This is a genomic window from Mesorhizobium sp. M1169 (assembly GCF_040318345.1).
GTDB lineage: Bacteria > Pseudomonadota > Alphaproteobacteria > Rhizobiales > Rhizobiaceae > Mesorhizobium.
Genome location: NZ_JAMYME010000012.1, coordinates 67,075 through 79,740, shown reverse-complemented (window position 1 = coordinate 79,740; position 12,666 = coordinate 67,075). Strand labels below are relative to the sequence as shown.

Here is a 12,666-nt window from a genome sequence, read left to right as displayed (position 1 = left end):
GCGCATCCAATTTCTTCAATTCTGCAGGCATGACGTCGAGTTTTCCGCTCGTCGGATTCTCGACTGCCTGGGTTTAACAGGCCGGTCCGGTTAGGGGAGAACCGCCGCTCTGCCCCATGCCGCGCGCCACCTCTCGCGTCGCTGAAATGCGACAGGTGCTGATCATGGCAACGATACCAAAGTACCGGTGATACTATTGCGTAATCAACAACCTGCCACAAAGCGAAGACTGTCACCCGCCGCGCAGCCGCGCTTCGTCGGGTTGATTTCTCCGCCCGAATATGATGCTTCTCCCGCCCATGAATAAACTATTTTCTGCGGTCCTCGCATGGACGATAGTGGCTTGGCCGGCCAGCGCAATGGACAGCGCATTGCGCGCCGGCCTGCTGAAACTCGATCCGCAAACCCGGCTGGAGCAGCGATGCGACGCCGAAATTCTCGACCGGATTACCCGCGACGATCACAAATACAAAGCCGATCGTGTCGTCGCCTACGCTTTTGCGACGCCCGAAATGGGCGCCGATGCGATCAAGAGCCCGGGTGCTGCGTTTCGCAGCAAGGGACAGTGGTACCGGCTGAAATTCAAATGCGAAACAGCGCCGGACCATATGGAAGTCCTGCAGCTCCGCTATCGGATCGGTGATGAAATTCCGGAAAGCGACTGGCCCAAATACAATCTCTATAACTAGGCATTCGCGACCTGTGGCCGCATTTTGCCGGTGTTCGGGCCGATCGTCGCAAACTCTGTATATTGCCGCAATAACGGGCGGTTTGCCGACCTTGTTCCAACCAGTCCCTTGACGCGCAGGAACCATACACGTTAGGCCCTCCAGGCATTCGACGCGAACGGTCGGCCAACCAGCAAGGGACTTCCAGTCGATGGAAATTTTCACTGCCGCGGGCTTCTCTGCCCTGCTCCAGGTCATCGCCATCGACCTCGTGCTTGCAGGCGATAACGCCATCGTCATCGGCTTGGCCGCGGCGGGCTTGCCGGTCGAGCAGCGCAAGAGAGCGATTCTCATCGGCGTGGTGGCGGCGACGGTGCTGCGTATCGGTTTTGCTGCGATCACCGTCACCCTGTTACAGATTGTCGGCCTGCTGCTGGCCGGCGGCATCTTGCTGCTGTGGGTGTGCTGGAAAATGTATCGCGAGCTGCGCACGTCGTATGCCGACGAGGTGGAGGCGACCGAAGCGCTGTCCAATTCCGATATCAACAGCGATGATATGGTGGCCGGCAAGGCGCGCAAGAAGACCTTGGGTCAGGCGGCATTGCAGATCGTCATCGCCGACGTGTCGATGTCGCTCGACAACGTACTGGCGGTCGCCGGCGCGGCGCGCGATCACTTCCAGGTGCTGGTGATAGGCCTCGTCCTGTCGATCGCGCTGATGGGCCTTGCCGCGAGCTTCATCGCCAAGCTGCTGCACCGCCATCGCTGGATCGCCTATATCGGCCTTTTGATCATCTTTTATGTCGCACTCGATATGATCTACCGGGGCGCGGTGGAAGTCTTGCCGCATGTCAGCAGTGCGGTGAGCTGACACGCCGACTCGAATTCTCATCGGCCGGCCTTTCAGCTTCGGCGAGCCTTCGGCGACGCTGGCGGTTGCGTTTCGCCGCAGCCGCTGCCCATACCAATGCCGCGACAAGTGTGATACTGCGCCGCCAATCCTGAAAATCCGGAAAAGCTTAGATGTCCGCCCCTCGCGTCAGTTTCGTCAGCCTTGGATGCCCGAAAGCCCTTGTGGATTCCGAGCGCATTATCACCCGCCTGCGCGCCGAAGGCTACGAGATCGCCCGCAAGCACGACGGCGCCGACCTGGTCGTCGTCAACACCTGTGGCTTCCTCGATTCGGCTCGCGACGAATCGCTCAACGCCATCGGCTCCGCACTTTCGGAGAATGGCAAAGTTATTGTCACCGGCTGCCTCGGCGCCGAGCCGGACATCATCCGTGAAAGACATCCCAACGTCCTCGCCATCACCGGACCACAAGCTTATGAAAGCGTGATGAGGGCGGTGCATGAGGCCGCCCCCCCGAGCCATGATCCCTACATCGACCTTTTGCCGCCGCAAGGGGTCAAGCTCACGCCGCGCCACTATGCGTATCTCAAGATCTCGGAAGGCTGCAACAACCGCTGCACTTTCTGCATCATCCCGGCGCTGCGTGGCGACCTCGTATCGCGGCCGGCGGCCGACGTGTTGCGCGAAGCCGAGAAGCTGGCCAAGGCCGGGGTCAAGGAGATCCTCGTCATCTCGCAGGATACCAGCGCCTACGGCATCGATATCAAATACCAGACCAGCATGTTCGGCGATCGCGAAGTGCGGGCGAAATTCCTCGATCTATCGGAAGAACTGGGCAAGCTCGGTGTCTGGGTGCGCATGCACTATGTCTATCCCTACCCGCATGTCGCGGACGTCATCCCACTGATGGCCGAAGGCAAGATTCTTCCCTATCTCGATATCCCATTCCAGCACGCCTCGCCGCAGGTGCTGAAGAACATGCGCCGGCCCGCTCATGGCGAAAAGACGCTCGAGCGCATTCGCGGCTGGCGCGACGTCTGCCCGGACCTTGCCATCCGCTCCACCTTCATCGTCGGCTTCCCCGGCGAGACGGACGACGACTTCGAGATGCTGCTCGACTGGCTGGACGAGGCCAAGATCGACCGCGCCGGCTGTTTCAAATACGAGCCGGTCAGAGGCGCCCGCTCCAACGAGCTCGGCCTCGAGCAAGTGCCGCAGGAGATCAAGGAAGCCCGCTGGCACCGCTTCATGCAGCGCCAGCAGAAGATTTCGGCAACGCAGCTAACCAAGAAAATTGGCAAGCGACTGCCGGTCCTGATCGACGAGGCGCATGGCAATTCGGCCAAGGGCCGGACCAAATACGATGCGCCCGAAATCGACGGTTCGGTCCATATCCAGTCGCGGCGGCCACTGCGCGCCGGCGACATTGTCACGGTCAAGGTCGAGCGCGCCGACGCTTACGACCTTTACGGCTCAGCCGTCTGATATTCCGTCCAAAATGAAAAGGGCGCCGCGTGGCGCCCTTTCGTTCGATATGTTTCCGACCGCCTACTGCGGCAGCTTGTCGTCGACGCCCTTCACGTAGAAATTCATGCCGAGCAACGTGGCGTCGTCGGCGACCTCGCCCTCCTTCAGCCAAGGTGTGCCGTCCTGCTTGGCGACCGGCCCGGTGAAGGGGTTCCAGCCGTCGGCGATCTTCTTGGTGGTGGCTTCGGCCATCGCCTTGACGTCGTCGGGCATGTTGGTGAACGGCGCCAGCTTGACGGCGCCGTCCTTAATGCCGAGCCAGACATTATCGGGCTTCCAGGTGCCGTCGAGCGCCGCCTGGACGCGGCTGATGTAGTAGGGACCCCACTCGTCGGTCAGCGCGGTCAGCTGCGCGTGCGGCGCGAACTTGATCATGTCGGAGGACTGGCCGAAGCCGTGCAGCTTGCGCTCTTCCGCCACCTGCAAGGCAGCGGTCGAGTCGGTGTGCTGGACGATGATATCGGCGCCCTGGTCGAACAATGCCTTGGCAGCATCGGCCTCCTTGCCCGGATCGAACCAGGAGTTCACCCACACGATCTTCGCCTTGAAGTTCGGGTTGATCGACTGTGCGCCGAGCATAAAGGAATTTATGCCCATCACCACTTCCGGGATCGGGAAGGAAACGATGTAGCCGGCGACGCCCGACTTCGATTGCTTGGCGGCGATCTGGCCAAGCACGTAACGGCCTTCGTAGAAACGCGCATTGTAGATGCCGAGATTTTCGGCGGTCTTGTAGCCGGTGGCGTGCTCGAACATCACCTTGGGGAATTTCTTGGCGATCTTCACTTCCGGGTCCATGAAGCCGAAGGACGTGCCGAAAATGATCTTGCATCCCTCCCGCGCTAGGCGCTCGAAGGCGCGGTCGGCATCGGGGCCTTCGGAGACGTTTTCGAGATAGGCGGTCTCGACCTTGTCGCCGAGTGCCTTTTCCACCTCGAGGCGGCCTTGGTCGTGCTGGTAGGAGTAGCCGAAATCGCCGATCGGGCCGGTGTAGACCCAGCACGCCTTCAGCTTGTCCGCCGCCTGGGCTGATGCCGCCAGCGACAATGCGGCCGTCGTCGCCATCAGGGCAATAAGCAGGTTTTTCATTGTGTTACCTCTCTGAGTTAAGCCTTGGAGCTTCCGTCTTTTTGTTGTCAACGATCCGGAACGAATGGCTGGCCCAAGGAGGCCGGCGTGTTCATCATCGTCAAACGCTTGTTGCGCGAGATTAGAACGAGAACCACGACGGTTGCCAGATAGGGCAGCGAAGAAAGCAGTTGCGAGGGAAACGATTTTAAGAACGCAATTAACTTGTAGAGCAACCAGGGCGCGTCGACGAAGTCCTGCAGATTTATGGCTTGGACGTGAAGCTGGCCAACCCAGATCGCGCCGAAAATATAGGCGCCGGCCAGCACCCGCCATGGCCGCCAGGAGGCGAAGACGACCAGAGCCAGCGCGATCCAGCCGCGGCCGGCGGTCATGTTCTCCACCCATTGCGGTGTGTAGACCAGCGATAGGTGACCGCCGGCGAGGCCGGCACAAGCGCCGCCGAAAATCACTGAGAGATAGCGGTAGCGGATGACGTGGATGCCAAGCGCATGGGCGGATGCATGGCTGTCGCCGATCGAGCGCAGCGTGAGCCCGGTGCGGGTCTTGAACAGGAACCACATGACGGCGGCGGTCAGCGCGATCGAGATGTAGAAGATTGGATCCTGGCCGAACAGCAGCCTGCCGACGACGGGGATTGCGGTCAGGCCGGGAATATCGAGGTTTGGCAGCCTTTCGCCGGGCTGGCCGACAAAATTCGTTCCCATCATGCCGGAAAGGCCGAGGCCGAGCAGTGTCAGCGACAGGCCGGTGGCCACCTGATTGGTGGCCAGCGACAGCGTCATGACGGCGAACAGCAGCGAGAACACTGCCCCCATGGTGATTGCCGCCAACAGCCCTATCCAAGGCGAGCCGGTGAGATAGCCGGCGCCGAAACCGCCGACGGCACCCATGATCATCATTCCTTCGACGCCGAGATTGAGCACACCCGAACGTTCGACCACCAGTTCGCCGATCGCCGCGATCAGCAGCGGCGTCGCCGCCGTAGCGATGGTCAAGAGGATGTTGACGGTGATGTCCATCAGCGGGCTTCCTCCAGCTTCGGCCCTGCCTCGAGCTTCGGCGCGGAAAAGCCGGTCAGGCGAATGCGGTAATGGATGAGCGTGTCGCAGCCGAGCACGAAGAACAAAAGCATGCCCTGGAACACGCGCGCCACCTTGTCGGAGATGCCGAGCGCGCTTTGCACTGCCTCGCCGCCCAGATAGGTCAGCGCCAGCACAAGGCCTGCGGCGACGATGCCGAGCGGATTGAGCCGGCCGAGAAATGCCACGATGATAGCGGTAAATCCGTAGCCGGGCGAGATCACCGGCTGCAATTGTCCGATGGCTCCCGAGACCTCCGAAATCCCTGCAAGTCCGGCCAGTGCGCCCGACAGCAGGAAGGCAAAGAAGACCATGCGGTTAAGGCCAAACCCGGCGAAGCGCCCTGCCCTCGGGCTTGAGCCGAGCACGCGGACCTCGAAGCCTTTCAGCATACGGCTCATCAGGATCCAGATCAGTATCGCCGCGATCAGCGCGAAGACAAATCCCCAGTTTGCCCGGCCGGATTCCGGGAGGAGTTCCGGCAGTATGGCCGAGTCGTTGAACTGGATGGTCTGCGGGAAACCGTGGCCCTGCGGATCGCGCCACGGCCCCCGTACGAGCCAATCGAGGAAGAGCTGGGCGACATAGACCAGCATCAGGCTGGTCAGGATCTCGTTGGTGTTGAAGCGCGTCTTCAGCAGTGCCGGGATTGCAGCATAGGCGGCCCCACCGACCATGCCGAGCAGAAGCATCAGCGGCAGCACCAATGGGCCTTCGAACTGCGGAAACAGCACGGGGATGATCGAGCCGACAATGCCGCCCAGGATGAACTGGCCTTCGGCGCCGATGTTCCAGATGTTGGCCTTGTAGCAGACCGACAGTCCGACCGCGATCAGGATCAGGGGGGCGGCCTTGATCGCCAGCTCATGCAGCTGCCAGACCTGGCTGATCGGTTCGATGAAGTAGATGCGGAACGCAGTCAACGGGTTGACGCCGAGCAGCGCGAACATAATGGCACCGGCAATGATCGTCAAAACGAAAGCGATGAAAGGCGAGAGTGCCGAAAACAGCATCGAGCGCTGCGGGCGTTTTACAAGTTCGAGGCGCATCAGGCCGTCTCCAGCGTATGTTCGGCATGCCCGGGTTCGGCGCCGCCCATCAGCAGCCCGATCTTCTCGAATGTCGCTTCAGCTATCGGCAGCGGCTTCGACAATTCGCCATTGTGCATGACCGTGATCGCATCGGAAATCTCGAACAGCTCGTCGAGGTCCTGGCTGATCACCAGCACCGCCGAGCCGCTGCGTGCCAGTTCGATCAGCGCCTGGCGGATGTGGGCCGCCGCACCCGCGTCGACCCCCCAGGTCGGCTGATTGACCACCAAGACGGTCGGCCGGCGGTCGAGTTCGCGGCCGACGATGAATTTCTGCAGATTGCCGCCCGAAAGAGCCGCAGCCTCCGGATCCGGCGCGCTCTTGCGCACGTCCATCGCCTTTATGATGCGCTGGGCAGCGGTATGGATCGCATCGCCCTTGACCATTCCACCGGCGCCGACAAACATCTTGCCATCGGTGGCGTGGCGCGACAGAAGCAGGTTCTCCGAAAGCTTCATGCGCGGTGCTGCGCCATGGCCGAGCCGCTCTTCCGGGACGAAGGCAGCGCCCATCAGACGCCTGCCGGTGATGGTGAGGCCGCCGGCATCCTTGCCGCGGATGCGGACCGAGCCGGCATCCGGCTGCAGCACCTCGCCGGAAACGGATTCGAAGAATTCGCCCTGGCCGTTGCCGGCCACACCGGCAATGCCGATCACCTCGCCGGCGCGGACCTCGAGATTGATGTTCCTGAGCGGGATCGAGAACGGGGTCGCCGGCTTGCGGGTGAGTTCGCGGATTTGAAGCAGCACCGGCGCGGTCTCGATACCCTCGGCCGGCGCCCGCACCACGGCCAGCACCTCGTTGCCGACCATCATCCGCGCCAACGAAGACGCGGTTTCCTGGCGCGGATTGCAATGGCCGACCACCTTGCCGTGACGCAGCACGGTGGCGCGGTCGCAGATCCGTTTGACCTCTTCCAGCCGGTGCGAAATGTAGAGGATGGACTTTCCTTCCGAACGCAGCCGTTCGAGCGTCTCGAACAACTTATCGGCCTCCTGCGGCGTCAGCACCGAAGTTGGTTCGTCGAGGATGATAAGTTGCGGCGTCTGCAGCAGGCAGCGGATGATTTCGATGCGCTGACGCTCGCCGACCGACAGATCACCGACCAGCGATAGCGGATCGAGAGGCAGGCCGTAACTGTAGGAGAGCGCCCTCGCCTTGGCCGCGATCGTACTGATCGGCGAGCCGTCATCCAGCGACAGCGCGATGTTCTCCGCCGCCGTCAGCGCTTCGAACAGGGAAAAATGCTGGAAAACCATGCCGATGCCGAGCTTTTTTGCGGTGCCGGGGCTGGTGATCCTGACCGCCTGGCCATTCCAGAAAATCTCGCCGGAATTCGGTTCCAGCGATCCAAACAGCATTTTCACCAGGGTCGACTTGCCGGCGCCGTTCTCGCCAAGCAACGCATGGATCTCGCCCTTGGCGATGTTGAGATCGACATGGTCGCACGCCATCAACGTGCCGAATATCTTTGTGAGGCCGCGAACCTCAAGCAGGTTTGCGCCGTCCTGATCTGCACTCACGGTGCCTCCATCTGGTTTGCCAGACATGTTCTGTGTTCCCGCAACCATCGTATGCGCGGGCTGCTCTCTACGGTAAGCGCCTCACGACTTGAAAGAGCTTCAAGAATTTCAGCGGAAACTCAAGCGGTAAAAAGCAGTTCGCAAGAACGGCGGCGTCGGCGGCCCGAAACGGCGGGCACCTAAGGGATAAGTATTGTTGTCCCGGTGGTCCGGCGCCCTTCGAGATCGGAATGCGCTTTGCCGGCCTCGCTGAGCGCGTAACGCTGGTTGATCTTGATCTTGACGGCGCCGCTGAGCACCACGTCGAACAAGGCGGTGGCGGAAGCCTCGAGGTCTTCGCGCCTGGCATTATAGACGAACAGCGTCGGCCGCGTTGCGAACAGCGAGCCCTTCTGCGCCAGCAACGAGATGCTGAAGGGCGGGATCGGCCCAGACGATTGACCGAAGCTGACGAAAGTGCCGAGCGGCCGCAGGCAATCGAGCGAGGCTGGAAATGTGTCGTTGCCGACTGAATCGTAGACAACGTCGCATTTCTTGCCACCGGTGATAGCGGCAACGCCGGCCACGAAATCCTGTTCGCGATAGTTGATCACGTGGTCGAAGCCATGCGCCTTGGCGAGCTCGATCTTGTCGGTGGAACTCGCCGTGCCGATCACTGTCGCGCCAAGATGCTTGGCCCATTGGCCGAGGATCAGCCCGACACCGCCCGCCGCCGCATGAAACAGGATCGTGTCGCCGGCTTTCACCTTGAATGTACGGCGCAACAGATATTCGGCGGTCATGCCCTTTAGCATCATGGCTGCGGCCTGTTCGTCACTGATGCCGTCCGGCACCTTCACCACGCGGTCGGCGGCGATCACGCGCTGCCCGGCATAGGCGCCGGTCGTCACGGCGTAGGCGATGCGATCGCCGGGTTTGAGCCAGTCGACATCCGAGCCGACATCCAAGACCACGCCGGCCGCCTCGCCGCCGGGGATCAGCGGAAATCCGCCCTGCGGCGGATAAAGGCCAGAGCGATAATAGACGTCGATGAAATTGAGACCGATCGCGGTATGCTTGACCAGGATCTGTCCCGAGCCCGGCTGCCCGGGATCGGCATCCTCATAGGTCAGGACCTCCGGGCCGCCATGGGCATGGATGCGGATCGCTTTGGACATTTTCTGGCTCTCTTGGGATCAGGCTTTCTTATCCGGCTTGGCGCCGAGATTTGGGAAGAACTGCATGATAGCGCCGATGCAAGCGAGGTAAAGCCCGGTGACCGTAATCCCGATCTTGATGAAATCGCTGACCTGCTCGCCCAGCACGCCGATCTGGTCGTAGAAGGAGGCAAGTGCGGCCTGCGCCAGCGCCAGCGCGCCGAAAGCGCACCAAAGCAGCGTCATGCCGAGATTGATTGGCCGCAGCCGCTTCACCCGCACCGGATGGATGAAATTGATCGGCACGAAGGTGAGAATGCCGGCCACCACGACCACGGCGAAAGAAACCCACTGTCCGGGCTCGATGACGAACAGCGTGAACACCACCATGTTCCAGACGACCGGAAAGCCCTTGAAGAAATTCTCCTTCGTCTTCATGCCGGTATCGGCATAGTAGATTGCGCTCGACACCACGATGATCGCCGCCGAAAGGAACGACAGGCGCTCGCCCATGAAGCCGCGCTGATAGAGCGCGAAGGCCGGAATCAACACGTAGGTCACGTAGTCGATGATGTTGTCGAGCAGTTCGCCCGACCAAGTCGGCAGGATTTCCTTGACATCGAGCTTCCTGGCGATCGGCCCGTCGATGCCGTCGACGAAAAGCGCCAGCCCCAGCCACCAGAACATCGCCGTCCAGCGCTGCTCGCTTGCTGCCACCAGCGACAGAAACGCCAGGAATGAGCCCGACGCGGTCAAGAGATGGACCGAGAACGCCCGCGCCTGAGGCCATGTGACTTTCTTCTTCGGCCGCGGAATCCGGTCGGCGATTTTCCTGGCCGTCGTCTTCTTGCTCACGGGCCCCGCCAGTCCAGCTTGCAGATTTCGGCCGAACGGCCAGCAAAGTTCCAGTTGCGGCCAAAGGCCCGCATTTTGCTCTTGTCGGATTTGGCGACGATGATTTCCGGCGCAATCCAGTATTCCGAATTGCTGATGACCGTATCCTTGTCGCGATCCTTGCCGGTGATTGGCGTCACCGCACCATCGATGATCTTCGGTATCTGAAAGATGCGTGTTTTCTCACGCGTCTCGTAGGTGATCGGCACCTGCTCGGCACCGAGGAACTGTCCGACCAGGATGGAGAGCAGCGATGTGGTTCCACCGGCCTTGCCGGTGAATATCTTCGTCAGTCCCTTCATAGCGTAAACCGAGGCGCGCTTGTCGATGAACAGACCCGCCGTCCAGTTGCCGCGGCTCATATAACCGGGGATTTCCATGACCAGCCCAAGATTGAGGCCGGACAGGTCGACCTCGCCGAAATGGCCGGCATCGATCCGGAACCCCGCCCAGGTTTGGCAATAGCCTTCCGTAGGCGGATGATTGCCGAGCGACAGAACGCAAGGGCAAAAAACCGTGCAATTGCAGGAAAGGATGAGCTCTCCCTTCATTGCCCAGTTTTGATCTGTCATCGAATTCTCCCCCCTCATGCCGAGACTACTAGTAGCGCGGCTGCCCAGACAAGCAGTATCGCACCGCCCAACCGCGTCGGCAGATTGCCTGCCGTCTGTTTTTCGACCAGGCTAAACAAGCCGACCAGCGCCATCCAGAACACGTTCATCACACCGACGGCAAACATTACCAGCATCAGCGCCCAGCAGCATCCAAGGCACCACAGGCCCTGCTCTATACCGAGCCGGAAAATGCGAACGGGCCTGGCGCTCCAGTTGGCGAACAGGACCGAGAACGGATTTCTGCACTTCTCCAGACAGGCTTCCTTCAGCCAGCTGAACTGATAGAGACCAGCGATCGACAGCGCGGCTGCTCCGGCAATTCCAAGCAGCGGATCGAGCATCTGCCCGGATGACACGAATGCATGGACTGCGAGCGTCAGGGCAGCGAATATTGCCGAGGCGGCAAGCCAGACGCTCAAATATCCAGCGACCAGGATCAGCGGATGGGCAACGGGTTCCCCCTTGATCCGGGCGGTATCTGCGATCTCGCAATAGGTGCGGATCATCGGCGCCGCGGAGGGCAGCATGGTCGCGATGGCCATCAACAGCCACATCGCGGTGAGTGCCCCGCCTTGCGCGCCTACGCTTGCGCGAAGCGGCGCCGGCGCAAGGCAAAGGGCGAAGAAACGCGCAAGGAAATCCGGCAGCGGCAGTTGCGGCAGGTATTCCAGCACGGCGTCGCCGGGTACATCGGCGCCCGGGAGCCGGCTCACCGCCCCCCGAACTGCCATTGCGCCGAGAAGGAGCCAGGCAAGGGCGATGCCCATGCCGGCAACGACGCCCACCGTCAGTCGAGGGCTGCATGCAACGCTCGCCATCGCGCGGCCGGTGCCGTCGAGGTGGCTGAAATCGTCTTGTTGGCCGGTCATGGCAACCGAATGGGCCGAATCGCCGCGTTGATCAAGCCGCATCACCTGACCTATATGGACCAGCAGGTCGGACGGGCCTCACCTCGCAATCCGGAAGCCGAATTTGAACCATCGGGAAACAGCACGGATACTGGTCGCTGGCAGCGGCCCTGCGGGGCTGATCGCGGCGCTTGGCTTTACCGAGGCGGGTTTTCCCGTGACGCTCGTCGGACCCGACGCCGCCGGCCCCGACGGCCGGACGACAGCCTTGATGAACCCTGCCCTGAAGATGTTCGAACGGCTAGGGATCTTCGACGGAATCAGGCCGCACGCAGCGCCGCTCAAGGTGATGCGTATCGTTGACGCAACCAACCGGCTGATCCGCAGCCCGACAGTGACCTTTCGCGCCAGCGAGATCAACGAAGAGCAATTCGGGCTGAACTTGCCCAACAGCGTTCTCAACCGCATGCTAGCCGAGGCTGTCGCGCATTCGGGCATCGAATGGCGAAAGTCGATGGTGGAGGCATGGCGCCTCGATGCCGACCATGCCCATGCCGTTCTCGCCGACGGCAGCGAGGTTGAGGCATCGTTGGCAGTTGCCGCCGATGGCCGTCAGTCGCCGGCCCGCGAGGCAGCCGGCATCCGCACCTCGATCCGATTCTATCCGCAGGCGGCGTTGGTGCTCAATTTCGGTCACCGCAGCGACCATGCCTTCACCTCGACCGAATTCCACACCGAGACCGGTCCGTTCACACAGGTTCCCCTGCCCGGCAACCGGTCCAGCCTTGTCTGGGTGCTCGAACCCGATATCGCCAAGGACCTTGCAGCACTCGACGACGCCGAGCTTTCGACGCGGGTCGAACAGCGAATGCAATCGATGTTGGGCCGCGTGTCGGTTGAGCCCGGCCGGCAGGTCTACCCACTTTCAGCGGTGAGCCCGTGGCGGTTTGCGCATCGCCGCGTGGCACTTGTCGGTGAAGCCGCCCACGTGTTTCCCCCAATTGGCGCGCAAGGCCTCAATCTCGGCATCCGGGACATCGACGACCTGATTGGTGCCGCAAGCAGAAACCGCTCGGACCCGGGCGCCGCCAAGGCGCTTGCAGCCTATGATTTCAAGCGGCGGCCGGACATTCTGGCGCGCAGCAGCGCGGTCAACCTGCTCAACATGTCGCTGCTTTCCGACATGCTGCCGGCCCAGCTGGTGCGCAGCGCTGGCCTTGGCGCGCTTGAGGGGTTTGCGCCGTTACGGGCGTTTTTCATGCGCGAGGGTCTTCGACCCGGCAGCGGTTTTGCGGCGTTTTTTGGCGGATTGCGAAAACCGGCTGAGCGATAGCGATCTTGG

At 61.6% G+C, this 12,666-nt stretch carries 12 protein-coding genes; 4 read left to right on the top strand and 8 right to left on the bottom strand.

The window, feature by feature from the left end; all coding sequences use genetic code 11:
* The first annotated feature begins 281 nt into the window (after positions 1–281).
* The 3 genes from NKH41_RS14695 to rimO all read left to right on the top strand — a co-directional run bounded on the left by NKH41_RS14695 (position 282) and on the right by rimO (position 3,005).
* Positions 282–689, top strand: a complete 408-nt coding sequence (locus NKH41_RS14695) for a DUF930 domain-containing protein (RefSeq protein ID WP_036238130.1) — start codon at positions 282–284, stop codon at positions 687–689.
* Between the two features lie 190 nt (positions 690–879).
* Positions 880–1,539 carry a TerC family protein gene (locus NKH41_RS14690; RefSeq protein WP_023675054.1) on the top strand — a complete coding sequence of 220 codons (660 nt, stop codon included), beginning with the start codon at positions 880–882 and terminating at the stop codon, positions 1,537–1,539.
* 152 nt (positions 1,540–1,691) lie between these two features.
* Entirely contained in the window at positions 1,692–3,005 is a 1,314-nt protein-coding gene (rimO, locus tag NKH41_RS14685; RefSeq protein WP_352682730.1) for a 30S ribosomal protein S12 methylthiotransferase RimO, read from the top strand.
* Positions 3,006–3,068: 63 nt separating this feature from the next.
* On the opposite strand, the gene NKH41_RS14680 is transcribed toward rimO, so the two are convergent.
* The 8 genes from NKH41_RS14680 to NKH41_RS14645 form a co-directional block, all read right to left on the bottom strand.
* Positions 3,069–4,136: a BMP family ABC transporter substrate-binding protein gene (locus NKH41_RS14680; protein ID WP_352766615.1), complete on the bottom strand. Its 1,068-nt coding sequence runs from the start codon at positions 4,134–4,136 to the stop codon at positions 3,069–3,071.
* 47 nt (positions 4,137–4,183) lie between these two features.
* Entirely contained in the window at positions 4,184–5,158 is a 975-nt protein-coding gene (locus NKH41_RS14675) for an ABC transporter permease (protein WP_352448916.1), read from the bottom strand.
* On the bottom strand, positions 5,158–6,270 hold the full coding sequence (locus NKH41_RS14670) for an ABC transporter permease (protein ID WP_352448966.1): 1,113 nt from the start codon (positions 6,268–6,270) through the stop codon (positions 5,158–5,160). The genes NKH41_RS14675 and NKH41_RS14670 overlap by 1 nt, the downstream gene beginning before the upstream one ends.
* A complete protein-coding gene (locus NKH41_RS14665) occupies positions 6,267–7,859 on the bottom strand; it encodes an ABC transporter ATP-binding protein (protein ID WP_502895599.1) in 1,593 nt (530 codons plus the stop codon). Before NKH41_RS14665 ends, NKH41_RS14670 begins: the two co-directional genes overlap by 4 nt.
* A 152-nt stretch (positions 7,860–8,011) precedes the next feature.
* Positions 8,012–8,989, bottom strand: coding sequence for a quinone oxidoreductase family protein (locus tag NKH41_RS14660; protein WP_352766611.1), 978 nt, complete (start codon positions 8,987–8,989; stop codon positions 8,012–8,014).
* An 18-nt stretch (positions 8,990–9,007) separates the two neighbouring features.
* The gene (gene pcsA, locus NKH41_RS14655; RefSeq protein ID WP_502893794.1) at positions 9,008–9,784 is read right to left on the bottom strand and encodes a phosphatidylcholine synthase; all 777 of its coding nucleotides are present in this window, start codon (positions 9,782–9,784) and stop codon (positions 9,008–9,010) included.
* 35 nt (positions 9,785–9,819) lie between these two features.
* Positions 9,820–10,434 carry a DUF1326 domain-containing protein gene (locus tag NKH41_RS14650; protein ID WP_352502444.1) on the bottom strand — a complete coding sequence of 205 codons (615 nt, stop codon included), beginning with the start codon at positions 10,432–10,434 and terminating at the stop codon, positions 9,820–9,822.
* A 14-nt stretch (positions 10,435–10,448) separates the two neighbouring features.
* Positions 10,449–11,387, bottom strand: a complete 939-nt coding sequence (locus NKH41_RS14645) for a DUF2182 domain-containing protein (RefSeq protein WP_352766608.1) — start codon at positions 11,385–11,387, stop codon at positions 10,449–10,451.
* Positions 11,388–11,448: 61 nt separating this feature from the next.
* Here NKH41_RS14645 and NKH41_RS14640 point away from each other — a divergent pair, with 61 nt between their 5' ends.
* On the top strand, positions 11,449–12,657 hold the full coding sequence (locus tag NKH41_RS14640; protein ID WP_352766606.1) for a UbiH/UbiF family hydroxylase: 1,209 nt from the start codon (positions 11,449–11,451) through the stop codon (positions 12,655–12,657).
* Positions 12,658–12,666 lie beyond the last annotated feature (9 nt).